This is a genomic window from Mesorhizobium sp. YM1C-6-2 (genome assembly GCF_003666685.1).
In the GTDB taxonomy this organism is placed as follows: Bacteria; Pseudomonadota; Alphaproteobacteria; order Rhizobiales; family Rhizobiaceae; genus Mesorhizobium_K.
In genome coordinates this window covers 433,045-449,037 of sequence record NZ_RCIZ01000003.1, presented here as the reverse complement: position 1 = coordinate 449,037, position 15,993 = coordinate 433,045, and the positions used below count along the sequence as shown (strand labels likewise).

General features: G+C 63.6%; 19 protein-coding genes. 13 read left to right on the top strand and 6 right to left on the bottom strand.

What is annotated here, in order from left to right; translation table 11 throughout:
* Positions 1-113: 113 nt before the first annotated feature.
* Complete coding sequence (leuA, locus tag D8676_RS10945) at positions 114-1,784, top strand: 2-isopropylmalate synthase (protein ID WP_183097078.1); 1,671 nt, start codon at positions 114-116, stop codon at positions 1,782-1,784.
* A gap of 140 nt (positions 1,785-1,924) precedes the next feature.
* Entirely contained in the window at positions 1,925-2,533 is a 609-nt protein-coding gene (locus tag D8676_RS10940) for a hypothetical protein (RefSeq protein ID WP_121580891.1), read from the top strand.
* A 9-nt stretch (positions 2,534-2,542) separates the two neighbouring features.
* Here the strand turns inward: D8676_RS10940 and D8676_RS10935 are convergent, their stop codons facing one another.
* Complete coding sequence (locus D8676_RS10935; protein WP_121580890.1) at positions 2,543-3,517, bottom strand: metallophosphoesterase; 975 nt, start codon at positions 3,515-3,517, stop codon at positions 2,543-2,545.
* 62 nt (positions 3,518-3,579) lie between these two features.
* On the opposite strand from D8676_RS10935, the gene D8676_RS10930 reads away from it, so the two are divergent.
* Positions 3,580-4,083 carry an NUDIX domain-containing protein gene (locus D8676_RS10930; protein ID WP_245426726.1) on the top strand — a complete coding sequence of 168 codons (504 nt, stop codon included), beginning with the start codon at positions 3,580-3,582 and terminating at the stop codon, positions 4,081-4,083.
* Between the two features lie 12 nt (positions 4,084-4,095).
* On the opposite strand, the gene D8676_RS10925 is transcribed toward D8676_RS10930, so the two are convergent.
* Positions 4,096-5,088 carry a glutathione S-transferase family protein gene (locus tag D8676_RS10925; protein WP_121580889.1) on the bottom strand — a complete coding sequence of 331 codons (993 nt, stop codon included), beginning with the start codon at positions 5,086-5,088 and terminating at the stop codon, positions 4,096-4,098.
* A gap of 273 nt (positions 5,089-5,361) precedes the next feature.
* Between D8676_RS10925 and D8676_RS10920 the strand changes: the two genes are divergently transcribed.
* From D8676_RS10920 to D8676_RS10905, 4 genes are all read left to right on the top strand, one after another.
* A complete protein-coding gene (locus D8676_RS10920; RefSeq protein ID WP_121581094.1) occupies positions 5,362-5,898 on the top strand; it encodes an N-acetyltransferase in 537 nt (178 codons plus the stop codon).
* Positions 5,899-6,005: 107 nt separating this feature from the next.
* The gene (locus D8676_RS10915; RefSeq protein ID WP_121580888.1) at positions 6,006-6,779 is read left to right on the top strand and encodes a HugZ family protein; all 774 of its coding nucleotides are present in this window, start codon (positions 6,006-6,008) and stop codon (positions 6,777-6,779) included.
* 164 nt (positions 6,780-6,943) lie between these two features.
* Positions 6,944-7,240 carry a metalloregulator ArsR/SmtB family transcription factor gene (locus D8676_RS10910; RefSeq protein WP_121580887.1) on the top strand — a complete coding sequence of 99 codons (297 nt, stop codon included), beginning with the start codon at positions 6,944-6,946 and terminating at the stop codon, positions 7,238-7,240.
* Between the two features lie 114 nt (positions 7,241-7,354).
* Complete coding sequence (locus D8676_RS10905) at positions 7,355-8,155, top strand: RNA methyltransferase (protein ID WP_121580886.1); 801 nt, start codon at positions 7,355-7,357, stop codon at positions 8,153-8,155.
* Here the strand turns inward: D8676_RS10905 and D8676_RS10900 are convergent, their stop codons facing one another.
* Positions 8,156-9,394 carry a hypothetical protein gene (locus tag D8676_RS10900; RefSeq protein ID WP_121580885.1) on the bottom strand — a complete coding sequence of 413 codons (1,239 nt, stop codon included), beginning with the start codon at positions 9,392-9,394 and terminating at the stop codon, positions 8,156-8,158.
* 188 nt (positions 9,395-9,582) lie between these two features.
* Positions 9,583-10,164, bottom strand: a complete 582-nt coding sequence (locus D8676_RS10895) for an EipA family protein (RefSeq protein WP_121580884.1) — start codon at positions 10,162-10,164, stop codon at positions 9,583-9,585.
* Positions 10,165-10,464: 300 nt separating this feature from the next.
* Between D8676_RS10895 and D8676_RS10890 the strand changes: the two genes are divergently transcribed.
* Positions 10,465-11,094: a histidine phosphotransferase family protein gene (locus tag D8676_RS10890; protein ID WP_121580883.1), complete on the top strand. Its 630-nt coding sequence runs from the start codon at positions 10,465-10,467 to the stop codon at positions 11,092-11,094.
* Between the two features lie 210 nt (positions 11,095-11,304).
* Positions 11,305-11,673: a response regulator gene (locus tag D8676_RS10885; RefSeq protein WP_121580882.1), complete on the top strand. Its 369-nt coding sequence runs from the start codon at positions 11,305-11,307 to the stop codon at positions 11,671-11,673.
* A gap of 81 nt (positions 11,674-11,754) precedes the next feature.
* Here the strand turns inward: D8676_RS10885 and ctrA are convergent, their stop codons facing one another.
* On the bottom strand, positions 11,755-12,450 hold the full coding sequence (ctrA, locus tag D8676_RS10880; RefSeq protein WP_121580881.1) for a cell cycle two-component system response regulator CtrA: 696 nt from the start codon (positions 12,448-12,450) through the stop codon (positions 11,755-11,757).
* Positions 12,451-12,881: 431 nt separating this feature from the next.
* Here ctrA and D8676_RS10875 point away from each other — a divergent pair, with 431 nt between their 5' ends.
* Together D8676_RS10875 and D8676_RS10870 are read left to right on the top strand one after the other, a co-directional pair.
* Entirely contained in the window at positions 12,882-13,259 is a 378-nt protein-coding gene (locus tag D8676_RS10875) for a flagellar export protein FliJ (protein ID WP_121580880.1), read from the top strand.
* Between the two features lie 55 nt (positions 13,260-13,314).
* Entirely contained in the window at positions 13,315-13,758 is a 444-nt protein-coding gene (locus D8676_RS10870; RefSeq protein WP_121580879.1) for a paraquat-inducible protein A, read from the top strand.
* A 106-nt stretch (positions 13,759-13,864) separates the two neighbouring features.
* Here D8676_RS10870 and D8676_RS10865 read toward each other — a convergent pair whose 3' ends face one another.
* Positions 13,865-14,140: a DUF1153 domain-containing protein gene (locus D8676_RS10865; RefSeq protein ID WP_121580878.1), complete on the bottom strand. Its 276-nt coding sequence runs from the start codon at positions 14,138-14,140 to the stop codon at positions 13,865-13,867.
* Positions 14,141-14,399: 259 nt separating this feature from the next.
* Here D8676_RS10865 and mnmA point away from each other — a divergent pair, with 259 nt between their 5' ends.
* Together mnmA and D8676_RS10855 are read left to right on the top strand one after the other, a co-directional pair.
* A complete protein-coding gene (mnmA, locus tag D8676_RS10860) occupies positions 14,400-15,602 on the top strand; it encodes a tRNA 2-thiouridine(34) synthase MnmA (RefSeq protein ID WP_121580877.1) in 1,203 nt (400 codons plus the stop codon).
* Between the two features lie 10 nt (positions 15,603-15,612).
* Entirely contained in the window at positions 15,613-15,993 is a 381-nt protein-coding gene (locus D8676_RS10855; protein WP_121580876.1) for a DUF1232 domain-containing protein, read from the top strand.

Below are 15,993 nucleotides of genomic sequence, written 5' to 3'. Positions count from 1 at the left end.
CAAGCTCCTTGCCAATTCACGCATGAACAATCGTTAGGCGACGCCTGCGTTGAGACGCAGCCGCCGGGAGCAACAAGATGGACGCTAAGACTGAAGCCTCGACCGTCAAGGGCATGCCAGAAGCGGCCCGCAAATACGAACCCTATCCGATGATCGGCCTCACCGACCGGACATGGCCCTCGAAGCGCATCGAAAAGGCGCCGATCTGGTGCTCGGTCGACCTGCGGGACGGCAACCAGGCGCTGATCGATCCGATGGGCCACGAGCGCAAGGCGCGCATGTTCGCCCTGCTGCTCGACATGGGGTTCAAGGAGATCGAGATCGGCTTCCCGTCTGCCTCGCAGACCGATTTCGACTTCGCCCGCTGGGCGATCGAGGAGGGTGGCACGCCCGACGACGTTTCTCTGCAGGCGCTGGTGCAGTGCCGGCCCGAGCTCATCACGCGCACCTTCGAGTCGCTCGAAGGCGCCAAGAACCCGATCGTGCACTTCTACAACTCGACCAGCGAATTGCAGCGCCGCGTCGTCTTCGCCAAGGATGTCGCCGGCATCAAGCAGATCGCCACCGATGCCGCGAAGATGATCACCGACATGGCCGCCAAGGCCGGCGGCGGCTACCGATTCCAGTATTCGCCGGAGAGCTTCACCGGCACCGAGCTGGAGGTGGCGCTGGAGATCTGCAACGCTGTCACCGAGATCGTCCGGCCGACGCCCGACAACAAGCTGATCATCAACCTGCCGGCGACCGTCGAGATGTCGACGCCCAACATCTATGCCGACCAGATCGAATGGATGTGCCGGCAGCTCGACGATCGCGACAACATCATCGTCTCTCTGCATCCGCACAATGACCGCGGCACCGGGATCGCCGCGACCGAACTCGGCCTGATGGCCGGCGCCGACCGCGTCGAGGGCACGCTGTTCGGCAATGGCGAGCGCACCGGCAATGTCGACATCGTGACGCTGGCCCTGAATATGTTCACCCAGGGCTTCGATCCGCAATTGGACTGCTCCGACATCCCGCGGATGAAGGACGTCTACGAATATTCGAACCAGCTCAGGATTCCCGAGCGCCATCCCTATGTCGGCGAGCTGGTCTACACGGCATTTTCCGGCTCGCATCAGGATGCGATCAACAAGGGCATGAAGGCGCTGAAGGTCGCCAACAAGCCGCTTTGGGAGGTGCCCTATCTGCCGATCGACCCGCAGGATGTCGGCCGCACCTACGAGGCGATCATCCGCATCAACTCGCAGTCGGGCAAGGGCGGCATCGCCTATGTCCTGCAGGCGGACTACGGCCTCAACCTGCCGCGCAGCCTGCAGGTCGAGTTCTCCAAGGACATCCAGGCCATCACCGACGCCGAAGGCAAGGAGCTTTCATCGAAGCGCATCTACGAGCGCTTCCGGGAGGTCTATGTCGACCAGCCGAGCGGTCGGCTGAAATTCCTCGACCACCAGACCTTTCCCGACACGGGGGTCAAGGGGCGGCGCATCGTCGAGGCGACCATCCTCGACAATGGCAGGGAGCTCGTGATCAACGGCACCGGCAACGGGCCGGTCGACGGCTTCGTCGATGCGCTCTCCCGTCATATCGGCGTCGAGCTTTCCGTGCGCGACTATTCCGAGCATTCGATACAGCACGGCTCGAACGCCGCAGCGATCAGCTATGTCGAGATGGAGTACCCCGGCGGCATCATCTTCGGGGCCGGCATCAACACCAATATCGTGGCCGCCTCGCTCGAGGCCGTGGTGTCGGCGGCAAACCGGATCATCGAGGCGAAGTAGCTTCGACCAAGCGGGCGGTCACCCGCCCGCAGCCGGTTCGTGTCGAGCGGCGCGGATTGCCGTGCCGCTCGGGACTTTTGCCGGAAAAAAGTCTATGTTAGCGGTTTGTTAACCACGTTGACTGCGCTGGGACCGCCGCGATGAGCGAAAAGGCTGAGAGTCAGGAATCGGCCGCGCAGGCGCGCAGGCTCACCGAGATCATCCGCGAGGTGAAGAACGCGGCGGCCGACCGCGACGACGTCGTCGTCGAGCTGCGCGAGGCAAGCCACACGCGGCTGGAGCTGATGGCGGCGGAACTTGCACCGTTCTTCGCGCAGGTTCCCGCCGACATGGACCTCTTCGACTTCACCATTTCCTCGGGGCTGCAGCCGCGCCTCTGGATCGATGCGATCAGCCATGTCGCCATGGCGCGCGACCGCCGCACCTATCGCTTCGTCAAGGACACGCGCGCCGGCCGCGTGGTGCTGGCCGAGGACACCGCCATCAAACCGGTCGCCGACCAGGTCGCCCGCTATGTCGCCGAGCGGATGATCGAGCGCGAGCGCCTGATGGAGGGTAGCGCCGAACCGGCCATCCCCGGCCTGAACATGCGCGAAGGCGAGGAGGAAACCACGATCGTCCGGCGCGGCGGCTGGCCAGCCTTCCTGTCGGGCCTCGGCCTTGTCGCGGCCGGCGCACTGGTCGGCCTCATCGCTTCGGTGATGGCCCTCTGGGACCGGCTGATGACGAGCTTCGGTTCCGCGCCCTGACGGAACGCGCTACGGTCGGCTGCCTGTTCCGGTTACCCCCACCCGTCCCGCAGTGACGACGGCAACAGCCGCATCCGGTCCGCCGATCAGATCCGTCGCCGACAGTTCGCCCACCGGCAAGGTCGGGCCCGACAGACCGCGGCGTGTGAGCCGCAGCATCCACGCCTCCGGCTCGCCGGATATCTCGAGCAGGTTCCATTGCGCCGCGGGATGCGAGCCGCCGATCGCCTGGCCGCCTGCCGCAACGCCGACGACCGGCACGTTCTGCTTGTTCTTGCCGTCGATCCAGTAGAGCGTCGGCTCATGCGAATGGCCGTGCAGGATGAGCTCCGCTCCGTGGCGCAGGATCGTCTTCTGGAAATTGCCGATGCCGAACAGCCTTTTGTGCTGCGTCACGGCGCCTCGAACCGGAGGATGATGGATCATGACCACGCGGAAAAGGCCTTGTCTGCCCGCCTCGTCGAGCAGCCCGCCGAGGCGGTGCGACTGATCCTCGCGGAAGAAGCCGTTGGCCATGAAGGGGGCGGTGGCGCGCGCCGAAGAGACGCCGATCAGCGCCACCTTGTCCCTGACGCGCATATAGGGGAAGGCGTGCCGGTCGGATGGCGCGTTCCGGCCGTCTCCCGTCATCCAGGGGCCCCAGAAGCGGCAGACCTTGTCGAAGGCGCCGGGCACATAGGCATCATGGTTGCCTGGAACGACCGACACCTCTTCGGGGGGGCCGAGCGTCTCCAGCCAGAGCCGTGCCAGCTCGATCTCGCCGTCGAGCGCCAGATTGACGAGGTCGCCGGTGACCGCGAGATGATCGACGCCGACGGCCTTGATGTCGGCCGTGATCGAGCCGATCACGCCGTCCTGCATGATATGACGTCGGTTGCGCTGCCAGTTGACGTAGCCGACCATGCGCTTGGACGCGAGGTCCCGATAGGTTACATCGGGAAGCGGACCAAGATGGACGTCGGAGACATGGGCGAGCCTGAACATCGTGCCTTTCTAGGCTACGCCGCGAAGGCTTTCCACCCGCGCATCACCGCAGGAACATCATTGTGACGAAGGCAACTGCGACTGCCGATCGGCTCCGACAGACCGGCTGGTCCCGCCTGCGCGGAAGGCTGTTCCACTTCTATTTCCGGCTGAAGCGGCCGATGACCTTCGGCGTGCGCGGACTTGTTTACGACGCCGATCAGACTTCCGTGTTCCTGATCCGCCACACCTATGTGCCGGGATGGCAGCTTCCGGGCGGCGGCGTCGAAGTTGGCGAGACGGCGATCGAGGCGCTGCAGCGCGAGCTTTTCGAGGAGGGCAATATCGAGATCGCCGGCTCTCCCCTCCTGAAATCGATCCATTTCAACCGCCAGGCCAGCCGCCGCGACCATGTCGCCCTCTACCTTGTCGAGAGCTACCGGCAGACAGCGCCCAAGCTTCCCGACAGGGAAATCGCCGAGGGCGGCTTCTTCCCGCTCGACCGCCTGCCGGACATGACTACTCCGGCGACGCGACGGCGCATCGCCGAAGTTTTTGGCGGTGCGCCGGCATCGCCGGACTGGTAAAGCACGATGCGGCTAGGCGGCGGCCTTGGAGAAGCGGCCCCGGTCGTGCGGCTCGAGATAGTCGATGGCCGGCCCGACAGGTACGATGCGCGTCGGGTTGATGGTGGTATGGCTGCCGTAATAATGCGCCTTGATATGATGCATGTTGACCGTCTCGGACACACCCTGCACCTGGTAGAGATCGCGCAGATAGTTGGACAGGTTCGGATAGTCCGCGATCTGCCTGAGATTGCATTTGAAATGCCCGACATAGACCGGATCGAAGCGGACGAGCGTGGTGAAGAGCCGCCAGTCTGCCTCGGTGATGCGGTCGCCCACCAGGTAGCGCTGCTTTGACAGGCGATGGTCGAGCTGGTCGAGCACTGCGAAGAGCTCCCGGAACGCCTCTTCATAGGCTTCCTGCGTGGTCGCGAAGCCGGCCCGGTAGACGCCGTTGTTGATCGAGGGGTAGACGAGGGCATTGACGCCGTCGATCTCCTCGCGCAGCGCCTTCGGATAGAGGTCCAGCGATGCGTCGCCCCACGCGTCGAAGGCGGAGTTCAGCATGCGGATGATCTCCGACGATTCGTTGGAAACGATCGTCTGCTCCTTCTTATCCCAAAGCACCGGCACGGTGACGCGGCCCGTATAGGCCGGATCGGCCTTGGTGTAGATCTGGCGCAGGAAGTCGAAGCCGTAGAGCGTGTCGCCGGTCGCGCCGTCCTCGGCTAGGAAGGTCCAGCCGTCCTTGCCCATATAATGGTGCACGACCGAAACCGAGATGACGTCCTCGAGCTTCTTCAGCTTGCGAAAGATCAGGGTCCGGTGCGCCCAGGGGCAGGCGAGCGAGACATAGAGGTGATAGCGGCCCGGCTCTGCCTTGAAGCCGCGCGTGCGGCCTTCGGCGGGCTTGCCGTCGGCGGTCACCCGGTCGCGCCACTTCGCATCCTGACGAACGAACTTTCCGCCGGTCTCCTTGGTTTCGTACCAGCGATCGACCCACTTGCCTTCGACCAGCAGTCCCATGGCATATCCTTTCCTGCTTGCCATAGACATCTAGTGCGGCGTGCCAGCAGGTGACAGGGCGCACGCAGTGACGGTCCGTCACCTAAAACCGGTCACGAACCCCGGCAAAGACGGGATCGGGCGAATATCCGTAGACGCGCCCGCAAAATGATGTTAGCGGGCGCCTCATGCTCAATATCCGGATCAACCGACGACGAATGGAAGCCCGCGCCTAAGGCGCCGATGGCCCGCCGCGCCTTCGCGGCATTCCTTCCTCCTCGACCGGACGAGACCATGAACGCTCCCGACGTGACCTACCTGCCGGAAACTCCGGCGCATGATGCCGAAATCGACCACATCAACGAAGAGGCCTTCGGTCCGGGACGCTTCGCCCGCGCGGCCTACAAGATCCGCGAAGGCGGCCCGCATGAGCGGACGCTCTCCTTCGTCGCGACGCATGACGGCATCGTGATCGCCTCGGTCCGCATGACCCGCATCGCCGCCGGCGAGGGCCGCGCCCTGCTGCTTGGGCCGCTTGCGGTGCGCCCGGCCTTCAAGAATCTCGGCATCGGCCGCCGCCTCGTGGCGATCGCGCTGGAGGCCGCCGGAAAGGCGGGCGCGGAAGCGGTCGTCCTCGTCGGTGACGAGCCTTACTACGGCCCGCTCGGCTTCAAGCGCATTCCGCGCGGCCAGATCTCCATGCCGCGACCCGTCGACCTTGACCGTCTCCTTGCCGTGGAGATCAGGCCTGATGCACTTGCCCGGCTCACGGGTGAGGTCTGCCATGCCGACCACGCAACGGTCGAGGAACGCTGCCTGGCGACGGTATGAGCGGCCGGGACATTGCTCCCGTCATCCTTTCGCGCCACAATTTGCCTTGTAAGCTGAGACGCATCACGCAATAACTGGATAATTATCATCCACTTTTGACGTGAGAAATGAACGACAAGCCCAAGGACGTGATCCGCGAAACCGACGCCGAGGCGGTGAGACTCGCAAAGACCCTCACCCGCACGGCCCGCTTTGGCGCGCTCGGGGTCCTCGATCCGGACACTGGCGTGCCGCTGGCAAGCAGGGTGGGGGTGGCGACCGATGCGGACGGCACGCCGCTCATCCTCGTCTCGCAGCTTTCTGCCCACACGAAGGCGATCCTTGCCGATCCGCGCTGCTCGCTGCTCGTCGGCGAGCCAGGCAAGGGCGATCCCCTCGCCTATCCGCGCATCACGGTGGTTTGCCGCGCCAGGAAGCTTGAGCCCGGAACACCCGAACGCGCCCGCGCCGAGCGGCGCTACCTCAACAGCAACCCCAAGGCGAAGCTTTATGTAGGTCTCGGCGACTTCTCGTTTTTCCGGCTGGAGGTCGAGCGCGCCAGTCTCAACGGCGGCTTCGGCAAGGCCTATCTGCTCAGCCGCGACGACATCGTCGTCGATGGGCCGGTGGTGGAAGCGCTGGCCGAATCCGAGCAGCGGGCTGTCGACCACATGAACGACGATCACCTCGATGCCATCGCCAACTACGCCCGTCATTTCGCCAAGGCGGACGGCGGCGGCTGGATCATCACCGGCATCGATGTGGACGGGATCGACCTTGCAGCGGGCGATGATCGACGGCGCGTGTTTTTCCCTTCCCCCCTGAAGGATGCCCAGGAGATGCGGATCGCGCTGGTGGAGATGGCCAAGGAAGCCCGCGAGGCGCTGACATCACAGGTTTGAGATTACGTCCCTGCCGTGCATTTTCGAGTCTTGAGATTTGAGTCCTTTACGTTAGGTTGCATCGAGATGCGGAACGACTCTGTCGCCTCCGCCAGGAATAAAGTGCCTGGAATTCGGAAGTGTCGCCCTCGGCGTCCGGACGAAATATCGGCGTAGGGGGAAGAATGGTTTCAAAGAAACTGTTGGACAATTCCGAAGCCGCAGCGGAATTTCTCACTCTCATCAGTAATGAGAAGCGCCTGGAGATACTTGCGCTCCTGCTGCATGGCGAAATGACAGTGGGCTCGATCGCCGACAGGATTTCGCTCAGCCAGTCGGCGCTGTCGCAGCATCTGGCCAAACTGAGGGGCCTCGACCTCGTCGAGACGCGCCGCGACCGGCAGATGATCTACTACTCCTGCAATTCCGACGCCGTCAGGCAGGTGCTGCGCACGCTGGACGGCATCTTCGGCGAGGCATAACGGACACGCCGGTCCGGCTATCCCAGTTTCGCGGCCGCCCGTCGAGATCTTCCCCGGTTACCGCCGAGGTTACCGGTCTTGCCGATGTGCCGGAAGCCTGTCAGACGGCTGACCATGGAAACCATCCGCATCGACGATCCTGCCGATCCGCGCGTCGCCCCCTATCTGTCGGTTCGCGAACGCGACCTTGCCGGCCGTCAGGGCCGCTTCATCGCCGAGGGCAAGGTCGTGCTCAATGTGCTTTTCTCGGCGGCGCGCTTCGTAGCGGAATCGGTGCTGGTGCTGGAGAACAGACTGCCGGGCCTCGCCGACACGCTCCGGCGCGCACCATCGTCGTTGCCGGTCTATACTGCGTCGCAGCCGGTCATGGATGCCATCGCGGGCTTTCACATCCATCGCGGAATCTTGGCCGTTGGCCGCAAGCGTGAGGCCGATAGCCCGGAAGAACTTCTCGCCTCGTTGCCTGAGCGCGCACTTGTCGTCGTGACGGTCGGTCTCTCGAACCACGACAATGTCGGCGCCATCTTCCGCAATGCAGCGGCCTTTGGCGCCGACGCCGTGCTTCTCGACGCAACCTGCTGCGATCCTCTCTACCGCAAGGCGATTCGCGTGTCGGTCGGAGCGGTGCTCAAGGTCCCCTTCGCCACCGGCTCCGATGCGGGCTCGATCGTCGCGCTTCTGGACAAGGCGGGTTTCGGACAGGCCGCGCTCTCGCCTTCGGGGACGACCGACATACGTGTCGCCTCGCGGCCCGACCGCATGGCGCTCTATCTGGGTACGGAGGGCGACGGACTTCCCGACGATCTGCTGTCGCGGCTTCGGACGGTCCGCATCCCCATCGTTGAAGGTTTCGACAGTCTGAACGTCGCGGCGGCGTCTGCGGTCGCGCTCCACCGCTTCGGCGACGCGAAATAGTCAGCCGGTCGCGGCTGCCTTCTGCAGCGCACGCACCTTGTCGGCGAGGCTGGTGATCTTCCCGTCGGCGTCGTTGTCGGCCTCGCCGGCCGGACCCAGCGCCTTGTCGATCGGCGAGTTCGGTCCCTCCAGCGCGGCGGTGAGCTTGACCACCTCGGCCGCGAGTTCGTTCATCTGCTCGCGCAGGACCGCGCTCTGCCGCCGTCCGCCATTCCATTCCTCGGATTTCGTCCGCTCGTGGACGGCGACGTCCACCTTCAGCTTCCGGTTCTCCCGCGTCAGCACCTTCAAGCGCTCTTCGAGGAGATCGCGATCGGCCGACAGCTTGGCCATCAGCTTCTCCATCTCCTTCTGCTTCGCGCCGGTCGCGTAAGTCGCGAGTTGGTCGGCAGTCTCGGCCTTTTCGCTTTCGAGCTTCGCCTTCTCGGCTTGCAGCGCCGCAATCTGCGCCTGGAATTCACCTTCAGCACCGGTGCTTGCCTTGACGCTGTCGCGCATGCGCGTGACCTCGCGCTCGCCGCGATCGATCTTCTCGTCGCGGTCGGCGATGGTCGCCAGCAGCCGCTCGATGCGCGCCTCCAGCGCGAGCGCCCTTTCCTGCTCGGCCTTCAGCGCCTCGCGGCCGGCCTGGCTCTCGGCGCCGATTTCCTGACTGCGGCGATCGATCTCGCGCCGTTCGCTGCGCAGCGTCGCCATGTCGTTGTTGAGCTTTTCGATTTCGCCTTCCCGCGCCGTGATCTCGACCTGCCGGTTGGAGGCGGTGAAGCTCGCATCGTCGTACATCCGGCCGAGCTTCTCGATCTCGGTGGCTCGCCGCTCCAGGAGGTTCTCCGCCTCCTCGAGCTTTTCGGTCAGCACCTGCAGCTCGTCCTCGCGGCGGCGAAGCTCCGAACGTATCTCACCCGCCTGCACCTCCAGCCGCGTCAGCGCCTCGTGACGCTCCTGGCGCTCCGACATCAGCTGCTTCAGCTCTTCGCGGTTGCGGTTGATCTCGACGATCTGCGCCGCCGCCTTCTCGCGGAAGTTCTTGAAATTGATCTCCAGCCGCCGTGTCGCCATTGCGAATTCGGCGCGCATGCGGTCCTTGTCGGCCTGGATCTCGGTCAGCGTCAGCGGCACCGATGCCTCGATGCGCCGGCGCGTCAGCGCGACGGCCCGGCGCCAGACCATCGGCGCCACGATCAGCGCGATGAAGCCGGCTGACAGAAAGCCGAGGACGAAGACAAGGCTGGACTGCATGGTTTCTTCCGTGCTCGCGGGCAACGCCGGCCGGTACCGCTTTTGCCACGGTGCGAGGGGCGAAATCCAGTACTGCCGCGAGAATTAATGCCGGTACGCGCACCGTACCGCCGGACTGGTGCCCCTCGACATGGCACGGGCGGCCCGAGGGCCGCCCGTGGAACATGCCTGCCCGGACTATACTGAGATCAGAACGGATTCCAGGTCGGCCGGTCGGTCAGCTTCAGATAGCCTACATTGACGCCGAGGCGGGCGCCGACGCCGGTACGCACCGGCACCAGCATGATGTTGCCGTTCTTCAGCACGTTGAAGCCTAGGCCGGCCACCACATAGGCGGAACCCGCGACGCCGGCGAAACGGTTGTAGAGATTGGGCACGTCGTCGAGGTTGTAGACCAGCATCATCGTGCGAGACCCCTGGCCGCCGAAATCCCAGCCGAGCGAAGGTCCCTGCCAGAACACCTTATGGTCGCCGGCATTCTTGGTGTAGAGCGTGCCCTCGCCATAGGTCAGGCCGCCGATGATCGCACCGGAGCCTTCCTCGCCGAGAACGTAGCCGTTCGGCAGGCCGTAGGACGCGAAGATATGCTCGACGACGCTCGCCAGGCCGCCCGATGTCGCCCCAAAGAACCGGTGACCCGATTCGACGATTTCATCGGCCGTGTATTCCTGCGCCCGCGACGGAGTAGCCGAGAACGCGATGATGCACGACAGTGCAAACAGGGATGCGATGATCCGGAGCGAGATCCGGTTCTTCAGTCGGGAAAACATGCTTCCAATCTCCGTCCGGGAGCCTTCTTCGCCGACGCCTTGCCCCGCTGCGGCTCTTGTCACGGCCGCTTGATGGGAATCACGGACAAACTATGCCCCATTCCTTTTCCAACTGTTAAGCATGGCGAAGATGGCGGATCGAAGGCCGTCCGCGTCGCCTCGGTGCCGACCGCGCGTGCTCGACTTCCGCAAAATGTTGCCGCTGTCAGGCTTGGCGTATACCTATGCTTGCCGGGGCGCGGACGTGATTCGCAGCGGGCGGCGAAGCTGACCTGTCGATTTCAGGGGATAATCCGATAGATGTCTGAACTTTTTACGCTTTCCGCGCCGGATCTGGCGGCGCTTTTGTGCAGCCGCGTATGCCACGACATCATTTCACCGGTGGGAGCGATCAACAACGGGCTCGAACTGCTCGATGAGGGCGGTGCCGACGAGGACGCCATGAACCTCATCCGGCAGAGCGCGAAGAATGCTTCGGCCCGCCTCCAGTTCGCCCGTATCGCCTTTGGAGCGGCGGGCTCGGCCGGCATGCAGATCGATACCGGCGACGCCGAGGCCGTGACCACGGCGTTCCTGGCGAATGAGAAGCCGGAGCTCGTCTGGAGCGGCGGCCGTGCCCTGCTTCCGAAGAATCAGGTGAAGCTGCTCCTCAACCTCGTTTTGGTGGCGCTGGCGGCAATCCCTCGCGGCGGCAAGATCGTGGTTACGCTCGACGACGTCCACAGCCAGCCGAAATTCACCCTCGCTTCGAGTGGACCGATGCTGCGCGTGCCGCCGAAATTCCTCGAGCTGCACTCGGGGCGCAAGCCGGAAGAACCGATCGACGCGCATTCCGTACAGCCCTATTACACGCTTCTGCTGGCGCGCGAGGCGGGCATGACGATCTCGATCCATGCCAACGCCGAAGAGGTGGTGCTGACCGCCGCTTGACGGGATTCCCCTTGGCAGTCCGTCTTTGTGGGCCAGCCACGAACACTGACGAACCAAGTATTGATCCGGCAAGGCAAAGAAAAACTCCGCCCTTGCCGGCATTTTCCAAAATTTTACCTAACTGCTTTTCCGCTTGTTTACGCAGCCCGGCTATGGTCGCAGACGACGCCGGCTGCCCACATCCCGGCAGTCGCATGCAGGGACCGGGACATGAAGCGCTGCCTTTTCGTTGATGATTCAGCCGTGGTCCGGAAAGTGGCGAAGCGCATTCTCGGCGGCCCGGATCTCCAGGTCATGGAGGCGTCAACGGGCTTCGACGCGATCTCCATCTGCGTCGGCGATATGCCCGACATCATCGTCGTGGACGGCGGATTGCCCGACATGACAGCTGTGGAATTCATCCGCCGCGTGCGCGGCATCGACAGCCCGGTCAAGCCGCAGATCGCGGTGTGTCTGGCCGAGGTCGACATCGCCGCCATCATGCGGGCGAAACGCGCCGGCGCCCAAGGATATCTGCTGAAGCCCTTCAACCGACCTCAGCTGCTGGACCGTTTTCGCGTGTTCCAGACTGCGGCCTGAGGCAAAAAACCAGCGTTTTCAATAGCCTGAAAAGCAAAAGACCCGGCAAGGCCGGGTCTTCGTTCTGCCATAGCGAAACGCTCAAGCGCTCTCGCGGATATCTTCGGGCTCGCGCAGCACATAGCCGCGGCCCCATACCGTCTCGATATAGTTCTGCCCGCCGGACGCCGCATCGAGCTTCTTGCGCAACTTGCAGATGAAGACGTCGATGATCTTCAGCTCCGGCTCGTCCATGCCGCCATAAAGGTGGTTGAGGAACATTTCCTTGGTGAGCGTGGTGCCCTTGCGCAGCGAGAGCAGCTCCAGCATCTGGTATTCCTTGCCGGTCAGGTGCACGCGCTGGCCCCCGACCTCGACCGTCTTGGCGTCGAGGTTAACCACCAGATCGCCCGTGGTGATGACCGACTGGGCATGTCCCTTCGAGCGGCGCACGATCGCGTGGATTCGCGCCACCAGCTCGTCCTTATGGAACGGCTTGGTCATGTAGTCGTCGGCGCCGAAGCCGAGGCCGCGGACCTTGTCCTCGATGCCGGCCATGCCGGAGAGGATGAGGATCGGCGTCTTCACCTTGGAAAGGCGAAGTGTTCTCAAGACTTCATAACCCGACATGTCGGGGAGGTTGAGGTCGAGAAGAATGATGTCGTAGTCGTAAAGCTTACCGAGATCGACGCCTTCTTCACCGAGGTCGGTGGTGTAGACGTTGAAGCTTTCCGACTTCAGCATCAACTCGATGCTCTGTGCGGTTGCACTGTCGTCTTCTATCAGCAGAACGCGCATTCTATTCCCCTTTTCTGCTGCCGGACCGTCTCATGCGGGCACCCGGTATCGGAGCAGTGTGTGCCTGAATCAGAAGCTGCCACCGAATGGTTAACAAAACCTAATTCGGTCTGGCAAGTGAAAATCCGTCCTTTAGCCTGCGAATACACCATATTGAATCTAAAGCTGAATCTGTGTGCGGAATTCTTAACGTTCTGCATTAATAGCAGTCCGTAAGCCTGCCGTACGAATGTCGTGATTCCATGCAGATGCGAGAATGGATTTTTACCCTGCCTTAAGTCCTGACCCGTATGATTAACAATGCGCGTAAACGAATGGTTACCGCCGGCGAAATATCTTAGGAATTTGTTTCCTATCGTGCGGCGCGGGGGCCTTCGTATGCGCGGGAGCTTTGTGGTTAAGGGCGTCAGTGTTTCCGGGAGTTTCGGATTATGAAGGCACGTGAGAACCTCGTTCGGCTGAAGCAGTTTCAGGTGAGCGACAAGCGCCGGCAGCTGCTGCAGCTCGACATGATGATCGCCGAGTTCGAGCGCATGGCCAGCGAGCTGGAACTCCAGATCGCCGCCGAGGAGAAGAAGGCCGGCATCACCGACATCAACCATTTCGCCTATCCGACCTTCGCCAAGGCAGCCCGGCTCCGCCGCGACAATCTGATGAATTCGCAGCAGGATCTCCTGCAGCAGCGAACCACGGCAGAATCATTACTCGCCGAAGCTGAAGCGGAGCTTTCCAAGGCCGAGGCGCTCGAATCCCGGGACGCCCGGAGCCGCGACGCCGAAGTGCCGCTGCGCAGCGCAATGATCGGGTAATCCCGGCCCTGGCACCCTCCTTCCGCCGGCCTGCGCCTTCGGCTATGGCTCGGCGATGCGCCTCTTCCTCCCGATTGTCCTTTTTGCATCGACGCTGTCGCTGGGCCTCGGCCTGGTCCTGCCGCTCATCCGCATAGACCGCCTGCTCCTCTTCACCGACGAACCGTCACTTCTCGCCATCGTCTCCGGACTGTGGTGGGAGGGTGAGATGCTGCTGTCGACCGTGATCGCGCTGTTCTCGATCGTCTTGCCTTGCCTGAAGCTCGGCCTGCTGCACGTCGCAGCTTATGGCGAACGCGATGCTCACCATGGCGTTCCCGCATGGCTGCGGGCCCTGTCCAATTGGTCGATGCTCGACGTCGTGCTGGTGGCGCTGGTGATCTTCGCGGCCAAGACCAGCGGCCTCGCCACGGCTCTCAGCCAGTCTGGATTGTGGTTCTTCGCCGCTTCGGCCCTGCTGACCGCCACGGCATCCGCGCTCGTCAAGCGCGAAGCCTGAACGACATCGCGTTACAAGCGGAAGGTCTTCCCGCAGGGACAGACAAGCGAAGGCAGGGAGATGGTGAGCGGCATCGGCGACCCGGGCGGATCCGCCGCTCTGTCGGCTAGTGCCGGTACTGCTGGATGCGTGTCGTACGCAGCCCGGCAAGGCCGTATTCGTCGATCGAGGCCTGCCAGGACAGGAATTCCTCGGTCGTAAGCTTGTAGCGCTGGCATGCTTCGTCGAGGCTGAGCAGGCCGCCGCGAACCGCCGCAACGACCTCGGCCTTGCGCCGGATGACCCAACGCCTCGTATTCGACGGCGGGAGATCTGCGATGGTCAACGGACTGCCGTCCGGGCCAATCACATATTTGACGCGCGGTCTAATCAGATCGGTCATCTTACTCTCTACACAACCACAAACGCTACGACGCAATCACGGTCACAATAACGCCACAGCTTTAAAAATTGCCTAAGCTCTCCCTAATGGGTAAGTAACGTTCCTGAATCGACCGTTAGGGATTTCGGTTGGATTTGACGGAACGTGCCTGTCCGCCGTGAGAACGGCATAGAGCGGCGGTTGTATTGGCGAGCCGGATAAGCTTGACCTATATTCGCTCCATAGGCGCCTGCCCGTCGCGCAACGGAACAGCAATTCGATGAACAGCCTCGACCTTCCCGGAAGGCCCGAAGAAACCCGCGTCGTGGTGGCGATGTCGGGCGGCGTCGATTCGTCCGTCGTCGCCGGCCTCCTGAAGCGCGAGGGCTACGACGTCATCGGCATGACGCTTCAGCTCTATGACCACGGCGCCGCCGTGCACCGCACCGGCTCCTGCTGCGCGGGACAGGACATCGACGATGCGCGCCGCGTCGCCGAGACGCTCGGCATCCCGCATTACGTGCTGAACTACGAGGAGCGTTTCCGCAAGGCGGTGATCGATCCCTTCGCCGCGAGCTACGTCGCCGGCGAGACCCCGATCCCCTGCGTATCCTGCAACCAGACCGTCAAGTTCGCCGATCTTCTGGCGACGGCGCAGGAACTCGGCGCCGATGCGCTCGCCACCGGCCACTACATCCGCAGCCGTGCAGGTGCCGGTCCTGGGGGCGCTCACCGCGCCCTCTACCGGCCGGTCGACGCCGAGCGCGACCAGAGCTACTTCCTCTTCGCCACCACCCAGGCGCAGATCGACTATCTGCGCTTTCCGCTCGGTAGCATGCCGAAGCCGGCAGTCCGCGCGATGGCTGAGGAGATGGGCCTCACCGTCGCCGCCAAGGCCGACAGCCAGGACATCTGCTTCGTGCCGCAGGGCAAGTATTCCGACATCATCGCCAAGCTCAGGCCCGCAGCGGCCAATCCCGGCGACATCGTCCACATCGACGGTCGCGTGCTCGGCCGTCACGACGGTATCCTGCGCTACACGATCGGGCAGCGCCGCGGCATCGGCGTCGCTTCGGGCGAACCCCTTTATGTCGTCCATCTCGACGCCGACCGGGCGCGTGTCATCGTCGGCCCGCGCGAGGCGCTGGAGACGCACAAGATCTACCTGCGCGACGTCAACTGGCTGGGCGACGATCCGCTGTCCGACGTTCCGCCCGAGGGCATAGAGCTCTACGCCAAGGTCCGTTCGACGCGGCCTCCGCGCCCGGCGATGCTGCATCACGGCGACGGCGCGGTCTGGGTCGAGCTTGGCGAGGGTGAATCCGGCATCGCGCCCGGCCAGGCCTGTGTGCTCTACAGCGACGACGGCAACGACGCCCGTGTCTATGGCGGCGGCTTCATAGAGCGCTCCGAGCGCGGCAAGGAGGCCGAAGCCATGCTGTCGCGCCTCGCCTCGATGCCGGCGCATATCCCGGCCGAATAGCGTCCAGGCCATGCTTGCCCGTCTCAAGGGCTGGGCAAGGACGATCAAGCGCGACGCCATCGCCCTGTTTCTTGCCGCGCGCGATCCACGGACGCCTTGGTACGCCAAGGCGATGGCGGCTCTGGTTGCCGCCTATGCGCTCAGCCCCATCGATCTCATTCCGGATTTCATCCCGGTCCTCGGCTATCTCGACGACCTTGTCATCGTCCCGCTGGGCATCTGGATCGTGGTCAGGCTGGTACCGTCCAGCCTCATGCAGGAGTTCCGGGCCGAAGCCGCACGGATGGAGGCCAGGCCGGTCAGCCGCGCCGGCGCGCTTGCCATCATCTTGTTGTGGATCGTCTCGGCCGGCCTGCTTGTGTGGTGGTTCTGGCCCAGGCCCGCCACCTAA

Coding starts and splice junctions, on each gene's coding strand:
- leuA (WP_183097078.1), top strand. CDS start 114: ATGCCAGAAGCGGCCCGCAAATACGAACCCTATCCGATGATCGGCCTC.
- D8676_RS10940 (WP_121580891.1), top strand. CDS start 1,925: ATGAGCGAAAAGGCTGAGAGTCAGGAATCGGCCGCGCAGGCGCGCAGG.
- D8676_RS10935 (WP_121580890.1), bottom strand. CDS start 3,517: ATGTTCAGGCTCGCCCATGTCTCCGACGTCCATCTTGGTCCGCTTCCC.
- D8676_RS10925 (WP_121580889.1), bottom strand. CDS start 5,088: ATGGGACTGCTGGTCGAAGGCAAGTGGGTCGATCGCTGGTACGAAACC.
- D8676_RS10920 (WP_121581094.1), top strand. CDS start 5,362: ATGAACGCTCCCGACGTGACCTACCTGCCGGAAACTCCGGCGCATGAT.
- D8676_RS10915 (WP_121580888.1), top strand. CDS start 6,006: ATGAACGACAAGCCCAAGGACGTGATCCGCGAAACCGACGCCGAGGCG.
- D8676_RS10910 (WP_121580887.1), top strand. CDS start 6,944: ATGGTTTCAAAGAAACTGTTGGACAATTCCGAAGCCGCAGCGGAATTT.
- D8676_RS10905 (WP_121580886.1), top strand. CDS start 7,355: ATGGAAACCATCCGCATCGACGATCCTGCCGATCCGCGCGTCGCCCCC.
- D8676_RS10900 (WP_121580885.1), bottom strand. CDS start 9,394: ATGCAGTCCAGCCTTGTCTTCGTCCTCGGCTTTCTGTCAGCCGGCTTC.
- D8676_RS10895 (WP_121580884.1), bottom strand. CDS start 10,164: ATGTTTTCCCGACTGAAGAACCGGATCTCGCTCCGGATCATCGCATCC.
- D8676_RS10890 (WP_121580883.1), top strand. CDS start 10,465: ATGTCTGAACTTTTTACGCTTTCCGCGCCGGATCTGGCGGCGCTTTTG.
- D8676_RS10885 (WP_121580882.1), top strand. CDS start 11,305: ATGAAGCGCTGCCTTTTCGTTGATGATTCAGCCGTGGTCCGGAAAGTG.
- ctrA (WP_121580881.1), bottom strand. CDS start 12,450: ATGCGCGTTCTGCTGATAGAAGACGACAGTGCAACCGCACAGAGCATC.
- D8676_RS10875 (WP_121580880.1), top strand. CDS start 12,882: ATGAAGGCACGTGAGAACCTCGTTCGGCTGAAGCAGTTTCAGGTGAGC.
- D8676_RS10870 (WP_121580879.1), top strand. CDS start 13,315: ATGCGCCTCTTCCTCCCGATTGTCCTTTTTGCATCGACGCTGTCGCTG.
- D8676_RS10865 (WP_121580878.1), bottom strand. CDS start 14,140: ATGACCGATCTGATTAGACCGCGCGTCAAATATGTGATTGGCCCGGAC.
- mnmA (WP_121580877.1), top strand. CDS start 14,400: ATGAACAGCCTCGACCTTCCCGGAAGGCCCGAAGAAACCCGCGTCGTG.
- D8676_RS10855 (WP_121580876.1), top strand. CDS start 15,613: ATGCTTGCCCGTCTCAAGGGCTGGGCAAGGACGATCAAGCGCGACGCC.